Annotated in this window: 17 protein-coding genes, 1 tRNA gene and 1 pseudogene; 5 read left to right on the top strand and 14 right to left on the bottom strand. The window is 58.7% G+C overall.

The genetic code is table 11. The features are described 5' to 3' along the window. Nucleotides 1-182 precede the first annotated feature (182 nt). The 4 genes and pseudogenes from KQI84_15645 to KQI84_15630 form a co-directional block, all read right to left on the bottom strand. Complete coding sequence (locus KQI84_15645; GenBank protein ID MCB2156307.1) at nt 183-2,468, bottom strand: cytochrome c3 family protein; 2,286 nt, start codon at nt 2,466-2,468, stop codon at nt 183-185. Then, nucleotides 2,465-3,550, bottom strand: coding sequence for a cytochrome c family protein (locus tag KQI84_15640; protein ID MCB2156306.1), 1,086 nt, complete (start codon nt 3,548-3,550; stop codon nt 2,465-2,467). The genes KQI84_15645 and KQI84_15640 overlap by 4 nt, the downstream gene beginning before the upstream one ends. Further along, complete coding sequence (gene hybB, locus KQI84_15635) at nt 3,547-4,899, bottom strand: Ni/Fe-hydrogenase cytochrome b subunit (GenBank protein ID MCB2156305.1); 1,353 nt, start codon at nt 4,897-4,899, stop codon at nt 3,547-3,549. The genes KQI84_15640 and hybB overlap by 4 nt, the downstream gene beginning before the upstream one ends. After that, nucleotides 4,885-5,760: pseudogene (locus KQI84_15630) on the bottom strand (4Fe-4S dicluster domain-containing protein). Before KQI84_15630 ends, hybB begins: the two are co-directional and overlap by 15 nt. Before the next feature lie 262 nt (nt 5,761-6,022). Between KQI84_15630 and KQI84_15625 the strand changes: the two are divergent. Further along, on the top strand, nt 6,023-6,859 hold the full coding sequence (locus KQI84_15625; GenBank protein ID MCB2156304.1) for an alpha/beta hydrolase: 837 nt from the start codon (nt 6,023-6,025) through the stop codon (nt 6,857-6,859). Nucleotides 6,860-6,865: 6 nt separating this feature from the next. Here the strand turns inward: KQI84_15625 and bcp are convergent, their stop codons facing one another. Further along, nucleotides 6,866-7,363: a thioredoxin-dependent thiol peroxidase gene (gene bcp, locus KQI84_15620; GenBank protein MCB2156303.1), complete on the bottom strand. Its 498-nt coding sequence runs from the start codon at nt 7,361-7,363 to the stop codon at nt 6,866-6,868. Between the two features lie 308 nt (nt 7,364-7,671). On the opposite strand from bcp, the gene KQI84_15615 reads away from it, so the two are divergent. Continuing rightward, complete coding sequence (locus KQI84_15615; protein MCB2156302.1) at nt 7,672-9,294, top strand: hypothetical protein; 1,623 nt, start codon at nt 7,672-7,674, stop codon at nt 9,292-9,294. Nucleotides 9,295-9,370: 76 nt separating this feature from the next. Then, nucleotides 9,371-9,898 (top strand): DinB family protein, encoded by a 528-nt coding sequence (locus tag KQI84_15610; GenBank protein MCB2156301.1) that lies wholly within the window; start codon nt 9,371-9,373, stop codon nt 9,896-9,898. 16 nt (nt 9,899-9,914) lie between these two features. Here the strand turns inward: KQI84_15610 and KQI84_15605 are convergent, their stop codons facing one another. The 4 genes from KQI84_15605 to KQI84_15590 are packed head-to-tail and all read right to left on the bottom strand — an operon-like array spanning nt 9,915 to nt 13,546. Further along, the gene (locus KQI84_15605; GenBank protein MCB2156300.1) at nt 9,915-10,349 is read right to left on the bottom strand and encodes a GNAT family acetyltransferase; all 435 of its coding nucleotides are present in this window, start codon (nt 10,347-10,349) and stop codon (nt 9,915-9,917) included. Between the two features lie 28 nt (nt 10,350-10,377). Next, complete coding sequence (locus KQI84_15600) at nt 10,378-11,424, bottom strand: hypothetical protein (GenBank protein MCB2156299.1); 1,047 nt, start codon at nt 11,422-11,424, stop codon at nt 10,378-10,380. After that, nucleotides 11,424-12,176: a class I SAM-dependent methyltransferase gene (locus tag KQI84_15595; protein MCB2156298.1), complete on the bottom strand. Its 753-nt coding sequence runs from the start codon at nt 12,174-12,176 to the stop codon at nt 11,424-11,426. The genes KQI84_15600 and KQI84_15595 overlap by 1 nt, the downstream gene beginning before the upstream one ends. Further along, entirely contained in the window at nt 12,173-13,546 is a 1,374-nt protein-coding gene (locus tag KQI84_15590; GenBank protein MCB2156297.1) for a ribonuclease H-like domain-containing protein, read from the bottom strand. The genes KQI84_15595 and KQI84_15590 overlap by 4 nt, the downstream gene beginning before the upstream one ends. A gap of 335 nt (nt 13,547-13,881) precedes the next feature. Here KQI84_15590 and KQI84_15585 point away from each other — a divergent pair, with 335 nt between their 5' ends. Then, nucleotides 13,882-14,331, top strand: coding sequence for a chalcone isomerase family protein (locus tag KQI84_15585; protein MCB2156296.1), 450 nt, complete (start codon nt 13,882-13,884; stop codon nt 14,329-14,331). Between the two features lie 61 nt (nt 14,332-14,392). Here the strand turns inward: KQI84_15585 and mdh are convergent, their stop codons facing one another. From mdh to KQI84_15560, 5 genes are all read right to left on the bottom strand, one after another. Next, entirely contained in the window at nt 14,393-15,319 is a 927-nt protein-coding gene (gene mdh / locus KQI84_15580) for a malate dehydrogenase (GenBank protein ID MCB2156295.1), read from the bottom strand. Nucleotides 15,320-15,500: 181 nt separating this feature from the next. Next, nucleotides 15,501-17,057: a HAMP domain-containing protein gene (locus KQI84_15575; protein MCB2156294.1), complete on the bottom strand. Its 1,557-nt coding sequence runs from the start codon at nt 17,055-17,057 to the stop codon at nt 15,501-15,503. A gap of 21 nt (nt 17,058-17,078) precedes the next feature. Further along, nucleotides 17,079-17,417 carry a hypothetical protein gene (locus KQI84_15570; GenBank protein MCB2156293.1) on the bottom strand — a complete coding sequence of 113 codons (339 nt, stop codon included), beginning with the start codon at nt 17,415-17,417 and terminating at the stop codon, nt 17,079-17,081. 82 nt (nt 17,418-17,499) lie between these two features. Beyond that, the gene (locus tag KQI84_15565) at nt 17,500-18,309 is read right to left on the bottom strand and encodes a metallophosphoesterase (GenBank protein MCB2156292.1); all 810 of its coding nucleotides are present in this window, start codon (nt 18,307-18,309) and stop codon (nt 17,500-17,502) included. Nucleotides 18,310-18,460: 151 nt separating this feature from the next. Further along, nucleotides 18,461-18,537: transfer RNA gene (locus KQI84_15560), tRNA-Val, on the bottom strand. 234 nt (nt 18,538-18,771) lie between these two features. Here KQI84_15560 and KQI84_15555 point away from each other — a divergent pair. Then, nucleotides 18,772-19,737, top strand: a complete 966-nt coding sequence (locus KQI84_15555; protein MCB2156291.1) for a hypothetical protein — start codon at nt 18,772-18,774, stop codon at nt 19,735-19,737. Nucleotides 19,738-19,744 lie beyond the last annotated feature (7 nt).

Here is a 19,744-nt window from a genome sequence, read left to right as displayed (position 1 = left end):
ATTCTTCGTCAGGTTGTGCGATCCTGTCACACTCGCCGAGCCAATGCAACCCCGAGGGGATAAGACTATTACAGAGAGCAATCAGAACTCCAAAGTGCTGGAACGGGGAAATCCAAAAGAGGGCGCGATTCCGCCGGAGGGAATCCTCCAGGGAATCGCGCCCGTAATGAGTGGGGGCGCTGTTAGCGTCCCCCTGCCTTGATTGCTGCGCGGTACTCTTCAGCGGCCAGTTCGAATTGCTTGTTCTGCTCGTACACCATGCCCATCAGGTAGTGCGCATCGCCGAGATTCGGGCGCTGCTTCAGGACTTCAACAGCAAGGCGACGAGCTTCATCCCATTGGCCGACGGCTGCCATGACCTGGCCGCGAAGCAGATTCGTTTGCCACTCCGGCAGTGCATCCTCGGGCAAGCGATCCAGAAGGTTGATAGCATCCTTCGCATTCTTAAGTTCCGCGAGCGTGCTGATCATCTTAACCTTCAGATCCACCGACTCCGGATCCAGTTCGAGGCCCTTTGCAAACATTGCACGAGCCTCTTCCGGCTTTCCTTCATCAAGCAGCTTGCCGCCCATCTGCAGGTGCCAGATGGCGCTCTTGGCGGACCCGTCGCCGATGACTTGGTTCGAAGCCAAACGCTGGCGAACGGCTTCGCGATCGATCTCGCCACGAGCCAGTTGGATGTAGGATTCGAGCGAGACCGCCAGGGAAAGAGGCGCTCCGCCGATGTGTGCAATCTGGACGCCATCCGACTGCACAATGAACGCTGCGGGCCAGACCTCAACGCCCAGCATGCTGGAGAGATGGTACTCCGGATCAATCAGGATTGGCCAGGGGGCGCTGCTTGTGCCGGCGTATGGTTCTGCCTGCTCACCGGCCGTCTCGCCGCTGAAGATGGCAACGATCTGCGCCGGCTGAAGGGCGCTGCTCTCTGCCGCAACCGTTTCCATCATCTGCTGGCTTTGTGGCTGGCCACCGCGCAGGAACATGATGATGCTCGGACGGTTTCCGTCGGGAACCTCAACGACTTCTCCGTCGAGGTTCATCCCCGTGAACATGGCAAGTACCGGCTCATCCTTATCCGCTCGTGGCAGACGCGGCGAATCGGCGGCGATCAGCGTTGTCGAATCGACTGGATGCTCGCGATCATACGCGTAGTCCGTGTGACAGCCCGTCATGCAGGTTCCGCCGGTCTCGGTCTTTTCGAACCGAATCGGCATCATCCAATTGCCGTAGGGAACTTTGTCGCGAATCAACATCGGGTACGTGGATGTGTGTACGCCGTGGCAGACTCTGCAGTTGCGGGCGAAGTCCTCACCCTCCGCCACGTGGACGAAGTGCAGATTTCGTTCGCCGTTTCTGAACCCAGTCAGATCGCCGACGTTCTCTTCCTGCACAAGGCGTTCGTCATGACACTCGAAGCAGAGATCATAGTTCTCGGGGGAGAATTGCTGGTGGAAATCTGTCGAGTAGGCACTCTGCAGTAGCGCGACCTGATCGCCACCGTGAATCGTGTGACAGCCTCCACATTCGCCTTCCGCCACCGGCGTGTGCTTGAAGCGCGACGGATCGTTGATGCGCACCATCGCGGTCATCAGTTCCACGCCGTCCTTCTCGATCTTCTCGTCGTGGCAATCCATGCAGACGCGAACGGGCTCGTCGCGCATCAGAGCATCCAGGTCCCCACCGTGCGCCGTGTGGCATGACAGACAGGCGCGTTCATCGACCACGGATGGGTGCTTCACATCTGCTAGAGTGCTTTCGCGCACATCCTCATGGCATTGCAGGCAGCCATCAGCGATCGAAAGCGAAAGACCCGACGGGTAGTTGGAAGCATGCACATCGTGACAGGCTTCACAGCCCTCATCCAGTGCTTCGTGCCGGAACTTAATCTGCTGCATATCCTTGCCGAAGTCCTTGTGGCAAGCCAGGCACAAGTCGTCGCCGACAATGTCCAGCAGCATCGGGAATCTCGACGCGTGGGGACGGTGGCAATTCGTGCACTCGCCCTTCATGATGGGGTCGTGCATGAATTCCTTGCCGTAGGAAACGCTCTCGTGGCAACGGCCGCACGTATCCGCCATTGTCTCTTCGCGACTCAGTGCATGATCCGGTCCGCCGTGGGGATTGTGGCAACCGAGGCACTCGCCGGCCGTGACCGGGTAGTGCACAACAGGCAGCAGGCCGGTATCGAACTCGTGACAATAGGTGCAGAGCTTCTCGCCCTCTCGCCAGAGTCGGAAGGTGTGTTCTTCGACGCTGACGACTTCGTGACATGCATCGCACGTGAGACCGCCGACCGGACCGTGTAGCACGGCATAGTCTTCGACTTCTCCGTGACACTCGGTTGTGACGCAGCCACCGGGATCGACCGCTTCTGTCGGTTTGTCGACGGCATAGACTCGGGCTGCAGAGACAAGCATCAGCAAGCACGCGATTCCGAATAATTGCCGTATCGTGGAGGCGTTCATAGACCGCCTCCCTCTGCAGCCGGCGCATCTGGCTGTCCATCTGCTTCTTCGGTTCCTCGCACGGGTGGCAGAGGCGTCGGCGATGGAGTCGGCGTCAGGACTGGCCCTGGCAGATCTGTTGGATACTCGATGGGCTTTTCATTGTGGCAAGCAACGCCACCGCAAGACGGCACTTCATCGCACCGCAAGTTCATGTGGCATTCCGAACACGCGATCTCCACGTGATCTTCGTCGAGTACCTGCCCCGTCATTTCGTGACTGAACATCGGTGGGGGATCGGTCTCATCGTGGAAGTGGCAATGCTGACACCGATCATCCTTGTGACAGGCCATGCAGGGTCCGTGCGATTCATCCCATGTCATGCCCGGCTTCAGGGGCTTTTGCGCTGTTGTATCGCCTTCCGAGCCGTGACAGTGCGAGCAGTTGTCTTCAAAGTGACAATCGACGCACCGGATGTCGTATCGCGTCGTGTGTTCCTGGTGGCGGAACAGGACGTTTCCACCATCTGCAGGCGTGAACCGTGTCTTGTAGTACACGTCTCCAGGCTCGGGAATCGGCGGGTGCATCCGGCCAACGATGTCTCCCGACGTCGGTTGCATGGGCTCCACTTCTGAATCCTTGGGTTCGTGGCAAATCACGCAGGCGTTCTCGTGCATCCATTCCTTGTGGCAATTCAGGCACTGGCGGTGATAGGCGCCCTTCAAGCCCGGCATAGTGATTTCCGATTCATCCAGACCGACTTCATGGCAGGAACTACAGGCCGGGAATTGCGCGGACTCTTCCTGCCGCGGCGTTTCCGAAAGAACTATTGTTGCCGTGCTGGAGGCGTCCTCCGGGTGCGGACTGTAGTGATGGCAGGTCACGCATCCGTGCCACATCTGGGCCATCTGGGCGTGCGCCAGGTGGTCGAACGGAACCGGCTCGTATTCGTTCTCCAACTCGTCCAGGATCACGATCTCCGGACCCTTCTCCGCCGGTTCGTCTTCATCGCAATTGGCAAGAACAAGCTGCGACGAAGCGAACACTCCCAGGACTGCCAGCATGGCAAGCAGAAGAATGTAACGTGGTCTGATGTCTCTCATGCGGCTACCTTCGCCTTCGGCTGGCTGATGACTGGGAAGAAAGTGACGATCACGCGATAGACCAGCATCAACGTGGCAATCAGCCCGATCGTGACGGCGAATTCTCCGATGGACGGAACGTACGTCTTGTCCGTGTACGGCGGGTTGTAGCCGATCACGAATACGTTCACGCGATTGAACAACACGCCAAGCACGGCCAGCGTCGCCGGGATGAAGAGCAACTTCGGCGAGCGGCGGACTTTCGGTATGGCGAACATGACGATCGGCAGAATCACACCGGCACCGACTTCAATGATCCAGCAGATGCTCTCCACTGAACCATCGCCCAGATACGTATAGGTCCCGCGCCAGATCATGTCGCCGATCTTGATGATCAGGTACACGCCCAACGTGAATGGAATAAGGCGCGCCAATGGTCCAAGGACGTCCATTTCGGGCTTCAGTTTGAATGACTTGCTCGCGAGCAGCGATTCCCAGATAGCCATCGGGAAACCGACCGCGATCGCGGATAGAAGGAAGAGCAACGGCGACAGAGGCGTCCACCAGAGAGGATGCAGCTTCGACGGCGCGATCACCATTAACGTTCCCAGTGACGACTGATGCAGGCAGGAAAGAACGACGCCTGCGATCACCAGAAGGAACATGATCTTGTTCACCTTGCCGTAAGCGAAGGTTGCAAGTTTCTTGATCCGTGGGAAGCGATCCTGAGCCATGAAAGTCTCGCACGCGATGGGCATGAATTCCAGGTAGAGGACTGTCAGATAGCACATCACGCACATGCCGACTTCAAAGAGCACGGAGTTGCCCTGCCACATGAACATCGGGTGCCAGACGTTGTAGTATCGCCCCAGGTCTACTTGGAGACCCAGACAGACGAACGTGTAACCAAGCATCGCTGTCAGGAGTGCCGGTCGGACGATTGCGTGATATCTTTCACGATGTATGATATGAGCAAGGAACGCTGTCGTAAAACCGCCCGCCGCCAGCGCAACGCCGCTTGCCACGTCGACTCCGATCCACAGACCCCAGGGGTACTGGTGATCCAGGTTCGTCGTGGATTCCAGGCCGAAGATGAAACGCTTGAGGCCAAAGAACAGACCCGTGGCAGCGAGTGCGATCAACACCATGACGCCAGGCGTGAAGAATCTCCCCTTCACCGGGGCCGGTTCTTCTTCGTGCGCATGTAAGTGATGATCCGGCGGGTGATCGTGCTCCCATTCCTCCCACGGATGATCTTCCCTGGTTGCCTTGGCCTCGGGCTCCGCTTCCGGCTCGGGTCCCTTCTCCAGTGCCTCCAGGGTCTCCTTCTTCAGTGGCGCAAATCCTTGGCGCGGCTTCGTCAGGTACATGACACCGCCCAGGAGAGCGTATAGCATCAGCGGCGGCAGTCCGTACTTGAAGACGCTGTGCTGGATCTTCTCCGTCAGCGCGGGGGGCGCTTCCTTCGGCAGATCGAGGAATCCGATCTCCTCGAACGGCACACTCGACAGGTACATCCAACTCGTTCCGCCGACCTCGTGCTCACCGTAGACGTGATCGATGTACTTGCCGGGATTCTTGCGAATTCTTTCGTGGGCCAGCTTGATAAGCTCAGTGCGCTTGCCGAACACCATTGTCTCGCGCGGGCAGGCCTTTACGCACTCCGGCATTCCGCCGGCCTCGAGGCGCTCGTGACAGAGCTCGCACTTCTGAACTTCCGGCGTCAGCGGATTGTGATAATCATAGGCCGGGATCTGGAATGGGCAAGCCACCATACAGTAGCGACACCCGATGCACTTCCAGGCATCGTAAACAACCGGACCAGCTTCCGTCTTGTGCAATGCGCCAACAATGCACGCCGACACGCAGGCCGGGTAATTGCAGTGGAAGCAATTTGTCTTGATGTAAACGTCTTGGCCGGGCACTTCCGGATTTGGTTCGGCGTTGATCACCGTGTAAGCGTCCGGCGCTGGGCGGCGCTGTTCTGCAAAGACGGACTGGTCATCGTACTTCTCGACCGGTCCTGCATCGAATCCATTGCCCTTCTTACAAGCGTGCTCGCAGAGCCGACACCCGATGCAGAGCGTCAGGTCAACCAACACACCCACAGCATCCTCGGAGACTGCCGGGCCATGCTTGGACTCGGATGCAAAGGCAGATCCGGTCCCCAGCAAGCCACTCCCGGTAACGGCTCCGAGCTGCTTCAGGAACTCCCGTCTATCTGATAGCATGAACGCACATCTCCGCTCCCCGCGGAGACCTCCCGTCCTCCAGTTTGTGTGCGACAAGTAATGTCGCATCCTCCGCCTAAACGTATATCGCAATGGGGGAATGTGCGTCAAGTGGCATCGATCCTGTGAAGGGCTCCAAGGAGGCGGAGGTGTGTGTTCTATCCAGGCCAATACGCGTTGACCATTGGTTCACCAATCGTTTGGTTCATATTGGAAACGGTGCGTGCAATTCGCGGCGCGACCTTATGTGGAATATGGGAATATGCGCCAGAACGAGAATGTGCTTTCGGATATCCCGTACGCCGACAAATCTTCTGCACAGAAGATGGATGTTTTCGTGCCGGACGGGCAGGGACCATTTCCAGCCGTCATCCTCGTCCATGGCGGTGCCTTTATGTTCGGCGACAAGTCGAGCACCCACGTTTGGGCGAAGGCACTCGTGGCTTCCGGCTACCTGGCAGCCGCGATCAACTATCGCCTCAGTGGCGAAGCAATCTTCCCCGCGAACATTCAGGATGTGAAGGCAGCCATCCGCTTCCTTCGCGCGAACTCAGAGCGGTTTCGCGTGAGGCCCGATGCGGTTGGCATCTGGGGCGATTCCGCAGGCGGATACCTTGCGGCGCTTGCCGGAACCAGCGGGGGAGTCGAAGAGTTGGAAGACCTGTCGCTTGGGAATCGCGAGTTCTCAAGTCGGGTCCAGGCTGTTGTCGACTGGTACGGTCCGACGAACTTCCTCGAGATGGATGAGCATTTCCAAGAGAGCGGCAAGGGCGAACCGACACACAGCCTTCCAGATTCGCCCGAAAGCAGCATGCTCGGTGCAACGATCACGGAAGTTCCTGACCTTGTTGCGAAGGCCAACCCAGAAACCTACATCGCCCCCGACAATCCGCCCTTCCTCGTCCAGCATGGAACTGAGGATGGCATCGTTCCCGTCGAGCAATCGATCTTCTTCGCCAAGAAGCTCAGAACCGTGCTCGGCGCGGACTCGGTCACTCTCGACCTACTGGATGGCGCGGGACATGGAGGAGAACGATTCGAATCTCCCACGAACTTCGCCAGGGTTTTCGAGTTTCTTGATCGGCTCCTGAGGCCGTAGAAGCAGTCACTCTACCTTCGCCTTGATCCACTCCAGCACTTCCGCGCTGTGTGCCTCATTCCCGCTGGCCTTCTGCCAATGCGCGGCGATCTTGCCTTCCGGATCGATCACAAACGTCTCGCGATTGATCCCCATGAACTTCTTCCCGTACATTGATTTCTCCTTCCAGAAACCGTACTTCTCCGCGACGGCATGATCCTCGTCCGCCAGCAGGGGATAGCTGAGGCCATGCTTGTCGGCGAACTTCTTCTTCGAGGCAGTGTCCAGAATTGAGATGCCGAGCACCTGGGCGCCGAGTTTCCTGAAGTCCGCCGCCGCATCGCGAAAGCCGCAGGCTTCTTTTGTACACCCCGGTGTGGCGTCTTTCGGATACGCGAATAGGACAACCCACTGCCCCTTGTAATCGGACAGCTTGCGCTTCTTCCCGTTCTGGTCGGGGAGGGTGAAGGTCGGGGCTTTCTTGCCCACCAGTTCGGAGGTTGTTGGATCTTGGGACTTCGCCATGTTGATCTTCGACTCCTCGTTTGGATGATTCCATCAATAGAAGCAAGAAGAGCGCCTCTTTCCATCGTCCAAACTCAGTCTTGCGACGGAATCCTCAAGGCTTTGCCGTTGCCCGCCGGGGAGCGTGGCAGCACGTTTTTTCTATGTCTGATGACGGGATTCCAACAGGAGAACTCCGCGCAGCTCGCCGCCTCCAGTGGATTGTCGGATGCCTTGTCTTTCTTCTCTGCGCGTGTGTCTTTCGTACCGCCCCAGTCCACCAGGATGGAGCCGATACGCGCTACACTGTGTTGCTCTCTGAAGTTCTTATGTCCGAGCGAACGCTGGAACTCGACAGTGCTTTTCCGCAGCTTTTCGATTCCGAAGGAAACCCCGCTGCGCCCCCGCCGTCGTACCAACTGACCTGGCAGAATGGACACCTTCACTACGGCTACCCACCAACGACCTCGATGCTTCTCGTGCCGATGGTTTGGCTGTGGAATCATGTTGGCGGCGTCAGCGCCCGAAGCGAGGATGGCTCGCCCGATCAGGACGGAGAGACTCGGATCCAACGCGACCTGGCAGCTCTCCTCAGTGCGTTCTTCGTTCTTCTCGTCTACCTCTTCGCCGCGCGGAGTCTCCCGCTGCATCTGGCCGCGGTGGCTGCGCTCGTTGTGGCATTTGGGACGATGGTGTTCTCCACAACCAGCCGTGCGCTTTGGGGGGACACCACAGGCATCGTCTTCCTGATGGGCGCCCTGCTTTTTGTCACGTCTGAGCGCATACCCAAACGGCCAACGCTTCATGGAATCCTGGTCGGGTCACTACTCGCATTGGCTGTTCTCGTGAGACCGATTAATCTGACGGGAGTGATCGCGGTTGTTGGCTGGCAGGCAATCTACCGTCGAAATCTTCTTCTCGCGACGGTGATTGCCGGCCTTTGCTGGGCGGCCGGATTCGCATTCATCCACCACGCGCTGACGGGGAGTTCTCTCCCATACTACTTCCACCAGGGTTCCGGACTGACACTCAAGTCGATTCCGCAGGCACTGCCTGGCGTTCTGTTCAGTCCCTCACGTGGCCTGCTCGTGACGGCGCCGATTTTCCTGTGGGTGTTCGCGATCGGCTTGGCATATCGGAAGTCCTTTCTCGATCACATAGCGATTCTCGGGCTGGCCGGCTTTGGACTGCACCTCGCGCTGCTCAGTTGCTGGCCGGTCTGGTGGGGCGGCCATTGCTACGGGGCGCGACTCATGACCGGCGCCTTACCTTTCCTGACGATCTGTCTTGTGCGATCGATGGATGTCGCGTCGCGAAGAGATTCCAACAAGTGGCTGGTTTGGGGCTCATTCGCAATTCTCTCGACGCTCTCCATGCTGATCAATGGCAGGGGAGCATTCGACGAGGAAACGGCGCGTTGGAATCGCATTCATCGGCTGGAGGCAAGCACCGCGGAACTCTGGAACTGGGGACGCATGCAGGCGCTGTGGGGGCTCCACATGCCGGCTCCACCTCTCAGAATCCCGGAACTTCCGGAAACTGGGCACATCGGTGCGGCGGATGACTTCCAGTTGTTCTTCGACTGGGGGTGGAGTGGCCCGGAGGGCGACTTCCGGTGGAGCGAGGAGAAGATTGCCCGCGTCGTCTGGAAAGATGATCGCCCAGGTCCAAAGCTCATCTCGATTGGCGGATTCACATACAGCCCCAACGTGGAATCCCATCGCTTCCTGATGATCGTCGAGTGGAATGGTGAGGAGATTTCCCGTATCGAACAGCCGGATTTCGCCGACCAGGTTGAGACATTCCATGTGCCCGGTCCCGACAAGGAAGGGCGCTGCCTGCTGGTGCTGCGATTCCCGGATGCCCAATCGCCTTCTGCACTCGGTTTGGGAGACGACGATCGCCTGCTGGGAATAGGTCTTCGCGACATCGGTATTCAGCCCGATCGATGACCGAGAGAATCTCTTTGTCCTCTTGTTCCAGCCATGCTCTCCTTTACGCGTAATCTGCAACAAACAGGAGATTCCAATGAGCGAGACGGAACTGCTTCGCGACGTGTTGAAGAGCCAATATCACGCGGCACTGGCGATGCTGCGCCAGTGCGTCGAGCCATGCCCGGATGACCTGTGGATCAGCCGGGAATACCGAAACACATTCTGGCAACTGGCTTACCATACGCTTTTCTTCACGCACCTTTATATCCAGCCCGATTCCGAATCCTTCCAGCCATGGGAGCAGCAGGTCTCGAACGTCCAGTGCCCCGACTGCATCCCGGGGCCGCCCGATCCGACGAGCGACCTGCCGCCGATTCCGGATCCTCACACACGCGAGCAGATTCTGCAGTATTGGGATTTCTGCGATGGGCTGGTGAATGACGCGATCGATTCGATGGATATTCTGAGCCCCGAGAGTGGGTTCTGGTGGTACAAGGTGCCGAAGCTCGAACATCAGCTTGTCAACATTCGGCACATCCAACACGGTGCCGCGCAACTGGCGGACCGGCTGCGGCTGAAACTCGATGTGGGAATCGATTGGCGGGGCGCAAAACGGGACTGAGAGCGCCCCCAGAATATCACTGATTCTCGTCGATCTTCTTGCCCATGTTGATGCGTTCTTCCGTCGCATAGCCGAACCGGCGATAGAACTCCTGCACCTGCTCGTTGCCGGGAAGAATCTGCAGGTTGATCTTCAGACACCCAAGAGCGATCAGCATCTTCTCGACGTGCCCAAGAAGCGATGCGCCGATACCCATTCTCTGGTGAGATGGTTCGACCGCGAGAGAGTAGATCCAGCCCCGATGACCATCATAGCCTCCCATAATCGTGCCGATCACAATGCCGTTCGAATCCACAGCGACCAGGAACAAGCCATCGTCCACGGCCATTTTCCGATCAATCGAAAGGCCCGGTTCGTTGTGAGGCGCACTGTACTGGAAGACCTCATTCCAAAGATCAACCACACCGCCCCGGTGATGCGAGTCGTTGTAACGCAGTATTTGAAAGACGATTTCTTGAGGCACGATAGGCTCCGCCGTTTCAGCAGTCTCCTCTCTGTCTCCCGGTCCTGCAGATGCCAATCACGAACGCTGTCGTCGTCAGAGGCAGAATCTCATTGAAGATCCGCAGTTCCCAGACATTTCCTGCAATCAGCGTCGGTACCAGGAAGAACGGCAACGCGGCATACAGCCAGCGCAAGTCACTCGGGAAGCGGCGCCATAACAGCAGAACCAGCACGTGCGGCATCACGGAAATCTGCATCCAGGGGAATCCTCGCGTTCGCGCGCATGTAAAGAAGTAATAAGCATTCTGTACGATCAGGGGCGAGCCGTGAAGCTTCATACGCGGATCGCTTTCTACAAGCGACACCGTCAGAGCGGAGGCCTCATCTCCCTGGGGAATGAAAAGCCGCGGGGTCAGGTAGACGAGCACAAAAAGACAACCCAGAGCGATCGATCGGAGCCATTCGGACCGGCTGCGGCGATTGGCAGGTTCTGACATCGCAAAGAAGAACCAGGCCGGCACCAGCCAGAAGATCGATTCCTTGTTGAATCCGCCAATGATGATGCAGGCGACGATTCCCCAGTAGCGACGTTTCACGATCGCAACGAGCCCGAGGGCGCTGAATGCAAGTGCTGGAAAGTCGTATGGGTAAGAGAAACGCGATGCCAAATGGACGTAGGCCCAGCACGTCCATCCTCCGGCGAGCAGCGCAGCGATCAGGGCGTGCGTTCGCTTCAGCCAATGACCCGCAAAGGCCCATGTCGCCAGCAGCGCCACGGATGCTGCGATGCACTGGGTGATGAAGTTCACAGTGTAGATATCAAAGGGAGTATTGTCCCAGAAGAACCGCAAGTACAGGCGCATCAGGACGCGCGAGTTGAAGATGACGTCCGATTCGGCCAGCACATAAGGTATGAAGACCGTGCGATCGTACAACTCATGCCACGTGCGAAATCGTTGCAGGTAGGCGAGCGCAATCCCAGCAAGGAGCATCAGGAGAATCTGCGGCCATGGCAGAGCGCGCACTCGCGCACGCCACATCTGCAGAGCCGTTCCAGTCGACTGCTTCTTCCCGAGCAACATTACCTCCGGCGCGCGAGGGCGACCCAGCGCGTTGCCTCGGATTCTTCGTACGGCGTGCCCTTGTAGTCTCCCCACTCTTCCTGCAAGTCGAAGCCGCTCTTGTTGAGCGCTTCCCGAAGCGTCTCCGGCCGAAACAGACGGACAGACTCCGTGATTGTTCGCTCGATGCGACCGTCTTCCTCGAATCGCATTTCCTTTTCCACACGAACCGCACCAGCGGTCAGACGCCGCGTGGATTCCAGGTGCATGTTGCCGCCCAATTGCTCCACGTTGTGCAATTCGGCGGTAGCCTCGAACTGCCGGATAACGGCGGGCGCAGAGAGAAAATCGAACAGGTACACACCGCCGCGGCACAGCACACGCGCGATTTCGTCGAAGACCGACAGATTCTCCTCGTCCGTCTCGAAGTAGCCGAACGCGGTGAAGAAGTGCGTGACCGCATCGAACGCGTGATCGGCAAATGGGACGCGGCGCATATCGGCGCGGGCGAGCGGGGGCTCGACGAAGAGGTCGGCCGCTTCGCGCAACAAATCGCGCGAGAGATCCATTCCGTAAACGTCCATGGCTTCTTCTGCCAGAATCGCCATGTGGCGTCCTGCTCCACAGCAGAAGTCGAGCACGCGGGATCCCTCCGGCAGATCGGCGCGATCAATGAACGTGCGAACGGCGCTCTTCGCCTCGCGATCATCGCGATGGGCGTAGCGCTTCATATAGTCCGCCCCAAAGGCGGCTTCGTACCAGGGTTTCGTCATGATTTCGTGCGCGCTCGACGGCGCTCCAGTCTTTCCAATCGGTGCGCGAGTGCTTCCACGGTCCCCGGGGGAACCGCTGGCCCCATTCCTCGGCCGGTCAGGCGCGAAAGCTCCTCCTCCAACTCCATCTGCCTCAGACATTGTTGAACCAACTCGGCGGCGCGACCGAAATCCTTCGTTTGATGTTCGTAGTACTTCGCCAATTCAACGTACGCGGCATGACTCACGGAAAGCGGTCGCTGGAGCATGTTTTCCCAGATTTCCACGGCGCGATCCCATGCTTTCTCTCGCCGGTGCAGCAGAGCGAGCTTCGCCAGCGCGGCATCCTCTTCCGCTGCTTCCCGCATGACTTCGAGACCACGCTCGAGCAATCGAGCCGCCGTTTGGCGATCGCCTTGCTGCTCATACCAACGCGACATGCCGCAGAATTCACTCGCGCGCGTTAAGACTCCAGGCGTCTCCGGCTCGGCGAGACACAACAGCAATCGCGACAGCAAACTGCCGAGCGACGCAATGTCCTGCGCATTGTGATGCAGCACGGGCAGAAGTCTTTCACAGCGCCCCGTTCGCACAAAGTCCAACCAGATCGCTGGAATCTCCGCACCGCCGACATCTTTCTCGCGTGTCAGTTCGAAGACGTTCGCTTCCACGGCGGAGAGAGACACGCTTTCGAATGCCCCGCGCCACAGGCGGCGTGAGAAGTGCAGCAAGTCCAGATTGGGTTTTCGCCAGATGGTCGGACGCAGTCGATTCATCACTCCGCGCGTTCGCAGCAGCGGCAGATCGAATGTCTTCCCATTGTACGTGCAGAACGCGCGGAAGGGACGCAGTCGCTCCACCAATCGGTCCAGCATCAATGGTTCGTGGCAGAAATCTTCGATGAAATACTGCTCGATCACAAATTCCGAAGGCCGCCCTTGTTCATCGATCTCGAACCAGCCGACGCCGATCAGGAAGGCCACCATCCCTGTGCCCCCGGAGAGGCCGGTCGTTTCCGTATCGACAAATGCGATGTCCGAAACCCGCAGCGGCTCGTCCAGGTCTTCCACGTCCGGCGCAAGGTGTCGGAACAGATCGTGCCGATCGAACGCCTCTGCAGAATCAATCGGCAATTTGTACGCTTGCTCCGCCCCGTCTGGTTTGAGGCGGGATTCCAGCAGTACAAACCGCGAATCACCGTCTTCTTCGAATCGCCCGTGGGGGAGAGCTTCGAGCAGACGTTGCTCCCGCGGAGGCTCTGCCTCGCGCCGTTCGAACAGTTCGCTCGCACGATAGATATGATCGAACTTCCCCTCGCGAAACGCCTTCAGGATGTCCTCCTGCTGGCGCTTGCGTCGATTGATGTCATCCATGCGGGAACGGAAGTCCATGACGGTTCTGCTCGAGTACAAACCAGATAATCGGCCACCGCGGGCCGCTCGATAAACGCACTGTGAAGCCCATGCCGACGGGAAGACAAGGCAAAGATTAGGCGAATCGCCTGTCCGGTTTCCGAATCCACCGGGCAACAGAAGTGTCCAGATATTGCCTGCCTGGACCGCCGTTTGCTAGTCAAAATACCGCTTGGAAAGGAGACTTCATCGTGCGCTTCACTCTAACAGTCTTTTGCCTGATAATGATAGCTTTGCCACTCGCGGCTGGACAACCAACTGTTCGTGAGGGCGGGGAGGTATTCCCAGCGAAGGCGGAGATCAACGGCAAGTCCGTGCCGTTTCGCGGGGGGCATCTGCTCGAGTGGTGGTCGCTCGATGTCTACACCGCCGCCTTCTATGCTCCGATGGACACGAAGACCTACGACGAGCTTCTTGATGCGAAGACACCAAGGCGCATTGTCTTGCGCTATCATCGTTCAATCGATGCTGAGGATATCGAGAAGGCGACCCGCAAGGGGATTAAGAAGAATTCCAATGTTGACCGTCGCGCTCTGGAGGAACGTCTGAAGAAGCTCTACGCCTGCTACGCCGATGTCGAAGAGGGCGATGAGTACCGAATCGATTACGATCCGGAAGCGCGTGAAACTTCGATCTACTTCAATGGTGAATTGAGCTGCACGATCGAGGGCGAGGACTTCGCTGCAGCCTTCTTTGCAATCTGGACTTCAACGTATGCGCTGGATTCAGAGATGAGCGAATCTCTCACCGGAATGAAACAGTAAAGGAAAGCGGCAGCCCTCTCGAGCTGCCGCCTTTTCATTCTGTAACTATGGCTGTGTGATGCTACAGCTTATCCACGAGTTCCTTCACGGCGCCCGCGCTCTTCGCCAGGGCAGCCTTCTCATCTTCGGTCAGCTCGACTTCGAGGATCTTCTCCACGCCGTTTGCGCCCAGCATCACGGGCACGCCGACGTACAGGCCATCGATGCCGAATTCGCCTTCGCACAGCGCAGCACACGGTAGGATACGCTTCTGATCCTTCAGGATCGCCTCTGCCATCTGGATCGCCGCGGCCGACGGAGCATAGAACGCGCTGCCGGTCTTCAGGTAGGCGACGATCTCGCCGCCGCCCTTGCGGGCGCGCTCGACGATCGGGGCCAACTGATCTTCGGACAAGAAGTGCGTGATTGGAATGCCGCTGACGGTCGTGTAGGAGATCAGCGGAACCATCGTATCACCGTGTCCGCCTAGCACGAGGGCCTGGATGTCCTTCACGGAGACGTTGATCGCTTCGGCCAGGAATGTGCGATAGCGCGCGGTGTCGAGGATACCCGCCATGCCGACGACGCGGTTCTTCGGGAAGCCGGAGACTTCCTTTGCAACGTGGCACATGGCATCCAGCGGGTTCGCCACGATGATCAGGATCGAGTTCGGCGAAGCCTTCGCGGCGCGATCGGCGCAGTCCTTCATGATCTTCGCGTTTGCGGCCAGCAGATCGTCGCGGCTCATGCCCGGCTTGCGCGGCAGGCCGGCCGTGATGATCACGATGTCCGAATCCTTCGTGTCGGCGTAGTCATTCGTGCCGACGACCTTCGAGTCGAATCCGTATACGGGGCTGGATTCGTACAGATCCAGGCCTTTGCCCTGGGGGATTCCATCGGCAATGTCGAGAAGCACGACATCGCCGAGCTCCCGGCTGGCAGCCCAGTGAGCTGCCGTGGCGCCGACGTGGCCGGCACCAACCACAGAAATCTTAAAACGACGGGGCATAGTGAATAGCTCCTTCGAAGAGTGGAATTTATCCTGTTGAACGCCCAGTTGGCCGGAGGCGGTCTTATTGCTCGTCACGCCCCGGCTCCTCCATCAGTCATTGAGCTAAATCCGCGGCGGGACCGGAAGTCAACCTGTTCCGATAGATGCAATATGGGAATATGCCGGGCGGGCCTGAACGTCAGCTTCTCGGCAGCTTTGCACGCCGGCCTTCGAGCGGGAAACGCACCGTGAAGTGCACCATTCCACCACTGCTATCCAGTTCCAGGACACCGTTATTCGCAACGACAATCTGGTAGGCAATCGGCAGCCCGAGACCTGTTCCTTCGGCCTTCGTCGTGTAGAATGGCTCAAAGATTCGCTCGGACGCTTCCTTCGGAATCGGATTGCTGGTGTTGCTGATCCGGAGGACCACGGGGCGCGATGACCCGGGTTCGTGCCGCGATTCGATGCGAACCAACCCGCCCGTTCGTTCGCAGACCGCCTCCATCGCGTTCACCATCAGATTCAGGAGCGCCTGGCTGACGCGCGCTTCTTCGATCAGGACCGTCGGCAGGTCCTCCGCCAGATCCCATTCTGTATCCCACCCGCCGTCCATTGCTCGGCTGCACACGCGGTGACGGGCGGCCTCGTGAGCGTCATGCGCGACAGAGTTCAGGTCGGTTGCACGGGCCGGCACTTCTTCCTGGCTGGCAAAGTCCATGATACTGGCAACCAGGCGCTCCAGGCGATCGACCTCGCGCAGCACGCGCTCGAGGTAGTTTCGTGCTCCCTCTCCGGGGCTCTCGGTGGCGCTTTCCTGCAGCAACTGCGCCATGGCCCGGATCGAAGCCAGTGGATTCCGGATTTCGTGTGCGATGCCGGTCGCCAGCGTTCCAATCGCCGCCAATCGATCCGCGCGCTGAATCTGCTCATAAAACCCACGCATGGCGGAAAGGTCGCGCAGGTCGAGCAGGAGGCTTGGCCCGCCCTGCTCGGGCGACTCCATTGGCGTCAGGCTGATCGAGCACAGGATCGGGTCCTCGCCCTCCTCACGCTGCAAGTCGACGGTCTGGACTCCGAGACGCCCGGATTGAGCTTCCTTGTACGTCAATTCCAGCGCCTTCAGGAAGGGGCGATTCCGTGAATCGCTCAGCCGCTCCCTCAGGCGAGGGAGGAGTTCCTTCCCCAGCAGATCTCCACCATCGATGCCCAGGATCCGGCGCACTGAACCATCGGCGGCGAGGACACGACCGCCTTCGTCTAATGTCAGCACTGTCCCCCTGGCGGAACTGCGCATCTGCTGATCGCGCTGCTCGAACAGCTCCTGCAATTGCTCGACCATTCGGTTAAACGTCGAACCGAGAACGTGCAACTCTCCCAGCCGAGGGACATCAGCTTTGCTGGTCAGGTCGCCCAGCGCAACCTGTCGCATGGAACCGACCAGGTCCTTCAGCGGAACTACAATCGAGTAGGCGAGCGCGATTCCCGCCCCTCCCGCCAGAATCGACACACCAAGGCCGATCAGGAGGACAATGCCTGCTTCGCGGCGGGCATCCGACTGCAACTGCTCCGTAGGTAGCTTGTCCGCGATGTTTGACAGGTAAAGGTGGAAGACCACCGTTGATGCCAGCGTCAGAAGGAACATCAGCGCGGGAATTGAGACGACAAGGCGAACCTGTCGCGTCTCGACACGATCGAGTTGACCGAGATTTGCTTCGGGTGTCGTTTCTGCAGGATCGGTGTTGAGTTTGAGCATGGACGTTGGCGGCTATCGTACTTAGTTGGAGGACTCGCCCGTGCGGCGCACTGTCGTCGACGGCGGTGTCGCACGTTTGCTATCAGGGTCGGATTCTTCTTCGGGCCTTTCTTCCGCCTCGCGCTGCAATTGCCGGCGGCGAACGACTCGGTCGAACACGGCATCGTAGATCGAAGCCAGCATGAATGCTCCGGCGATGTACAGCAGCAGCGGCGGGACGCCGGACCGGGGAATGCCCGACGTGAAAGACACCTTGTCCCACCGAGGAATGAGATAGATGGCCAGCAACAACACCCAAACAACGGCGTTCAGAGCGAGATAGCCATACCATGGCAGAACAGACTGTCGCGTTGATTTCACCGGCGACTCTTCTTCCAATCACACAAGTTGATTCAGGCTGCTCTCGGAGGGGGTGTCTCCGTCAAGCGGAAGGCGGGCGATGTCACTCCGTATCCACGATCACGTGGGCAGGCTTGTAGTAGTCGGAACCGATCACGGCCGTCGCGATGGGGGCCATGCCGTCGCGTTCCACGACACCGTTCATGCCGACGTGTGTGTGGCCGCTGACGGTCCAGCGGACCTTGGGGAACTTTCTGACCTGCTCGCCCATGGTCAGATGGGCGAAGAAGGGGTTTCCAAGCGACCAGTGTTCATCGTTTGGCCGGCGGTCGATCTGATTCTCGAAGATTGGGACGTGGGTCACGACGAGGACCTTCTCGACGCGATCATCGCCCTCCAGGGCCTCGAGCTGTCGCTCCAGCCGGTCGCGGCATTCGGCGGCGAACTCCTGGTCGGTCTCCTCCCAGTCGATCCGATCGGCATCCATCGCGAATCGCGACTTCATGCCCAGGATTTCCTCGTCGCTGAGCTCCCGACTCGGATCCTTCGCAGAGTAGTCATACCAACCGAGTGAGCCGGCAACTCCAATGTTTCCAGCGATAAACGGCTTGTCGCCATCCAGCCAGAAAAAGCCTGCCCGCGCCGTGATTTTCGGAAGCGTCTCGTCGAACAGCTCGCGGCTCTTCTCCGTCGGGCTGTTCCACAGATCGTGATTCCCCGTCAGCACCAAGACGGGGCAGTCCAGCTTCAGGAACTCAGCGAGCGACTCGCTGAACAGCATCGACGGATTGCCAAGATCGCCGGCCAGAACGAGTAAGTCCGGGCCTTCGTGCTCGATCGAAGCAACCAGGTGCCGGATGGGCTCCTTCCCGGTGATTTCAAGGTGCAAATCAGCGGCGACGACGATCCTCATGAGACAACTCCCTCGATTTTCGTTCCGATTGGCCAAGACATTCACTGAACCCCAAATACCGGCGCAGAGCAAGGCGGACTTGGCCGTGGGTGGCGCAAGATCCCGGCCGAAAGAAAAAGCCCCGGCGCAAGTGCGCCAGGGCCGAATTCCGTGGTGGGCGGTACAAGAGTTGAACTTGTGACCTCTGCGATGTCAACGCAGCGCTCTAACCAACTGAGCTAACCGCCCATTCCCGCAACGGGGCGAAACCCTTTCGCCAGAGCGCCCTGTCGCGCAAGAGTTTTTTTCGGTTCCACGGCCGTCCGCCGAGGAACTCTGTCCCTGCTCAGTTTCGAGGGAAATCCTCTGAATCTCACGGCGAGCACAGGCCTGCGCCGGTCTTCATTGACTTCAACCCGCCTGCCAATGAGAACCTCTGTGCCCACGGGATGGTTTCCGACCCGCGCAGATAGGTGTTCATCGGTGAATTCGACAGGCCTGATCCTCGAAATCCACGGAGTGCTCGGCGACAAGTTGTTCATCGCCGGGTCCCTGGTGATCAGCGTGATCCTCAGCCTGTGGGCCATCCCGCAGTCCACTCACGTGATGGTCAATTCGGCCGCAGGACTTGCGGGCCGGCACCTTGGGCGCAAGTGGCGAACCCTGACCATCAACGCAAGCACGAACAACCCGGAAGCCGCCTCGATGCTGGTTTCATTCGGAATGCGACGCATGGGCGGGTGGGCGAATCCGCTGGGATCGTTGTTCGCCAATATCTACCTGATGTACATTGTCGCGTTGATCTGGGTTTCCGTCAAATTCCTGATCAAAGGGCGCCCGGACAAGGTCCGCGAACTCTTTCGGCTGATCGGTTCCGAGAAGCGCCTCGTTGCGTTTCATGTTGCGATGTCGTTCTTCCTCTTCGCGATGGGCTACGCCGCACTGCGCGTGTTGCTCGGCGATGGCGAGCCACCGCAGTTTAACATGGCGCTCGCGATTACGGTCGTGCTGCTCGTTATTGCACTTATTGTGTTTCATTTCGTGGAAGGGCGCTTGAAGAGGAAGCGCCCCGAGCTTTTCGAGGACATCGACGAGGAAGAGCACAACGAGAGTTGGGGGCGCTTTCTGCTTGGGACGGCGGCCGTAGTGGCCTCATGCTGGGCCATGAACATGCTCTTCCTCGGCTGGAGCGAACTCTACCGAACACACCTCGAAGCACTATTCGGCGTGATGATTTTCACGTGGCTGCACTGGTTTGTGGGATCTTTCATTACATCGCTGCCGGAGATCACGATCGCGATCCACAACTATGAGAAGCTGAAACGTCCCGATCTCAACACAGCTCTCGGTTCCACGACCTATTCGAACATGGTCAACATCGCGATCGCGTTGTTTGGATTGGTGATCTGGATGATCATGTCGGGCGCCGGCGTTTCATTTACCTGGTAAGGGATAG

The organism is bacterium, assembly GCA_020444065.1.
In the GTDB taxonomy this organism is placed as follows: Bacteria; Sumerlaeota; Sumerlaeia; order SLMS01; family JAHLLQ01; genus JAHLLQ01.
Note: the sequence above shows the minus strand (reverse complement) of the source record. Positions and strands in the feature narration are given on the sequence as shown.

Coding starts and splice junctions, on each gene's coding strand:
- KQI84_15565 (MCB2156292.1), bottom strand. CDS start 18,309: ATGAGGATCGTCGTCGCCGCTGATTTGCACCTTGAAATCACCGGGAAG.
- KQI84_15610 (MCB2156301.1), top strand. CDS start 9,371: ATGAGCGAGACGGAACTGCTTCGCGACGTGTTGAAGAGCCAATATCAC.
- KQI84_15640 (MCB2156306.1), bottom strand. CDS start 3,550: ATGAGAGACATCAGACCACGTTACATTCTTCTGCTTGCCATGCTGGCA.
- KQI84_15645 (MCB2156307.1), bottom strand. CDS start 2,468: ATGAACGCCTCCACGATACGGCAATTATTCGGAATCGCGTGCTTGCTG.
- KQI84_15625 (MCB2156304.1), top strand. CDS start 6,023: ATGCGCCAGAACGAGAATGTGCTTTCGGATATCCCGTACGCCGACAAA.
- KQI84_15600 (MCB2156299.1), bottom strand. CDS start 11,424: ATGTTGCTCGGGAAGAAGCAGTCGACTGGAACGGCTCTGCAGATGTGG.
- bcp (MCB2156303.1), bottom strand. CDS start 7,363: ATGGCGAAGTCCCAAGATCCAACAACCTCCGAACTGGTGGGCAAGAAA.
- KQI84_15615 (MCB2156302.1), top strand. CDS start 7,672: ATGTCCGAGCGAACGCTGGAACTCGACAGTGCTTTTCCGCAGCTTTTC.
- KQI84_15575 (MCB2156294.1), bottom strand. CDS start 17,057: ATGCTCAAACTCAACACCGATCCTGCAGAAACGACACCCGAAGCAAAT.
- hybB (MCB2156305.1), bottom strand. CDS start 4,899: ATGTACCTGACGAAGCCGCGCCAAGGATTTGCGCCACTGAAGAAGGAG.
- KQI84_15590 (MCB2156297.1), bottom strand. CDS start 13,546: ATGGACTTCCGTTCCCGCATGGATGACATCAATCGACGCAAGCGCCAG.
- mdh (MCB2156295.1), bottom strand. CDS start 15,319: ATGCCCCGTCGTTTTAAGATTTCTGTGGTTGGTGCCGGCCACGTCGGC.
- KQI84_15595 (MCB2156298.1), bottom strand. CDS start 12,176: ATGACGAAACCCTGGTACGAAGCCGCCTTTGGGGCGGACTATATGAAG.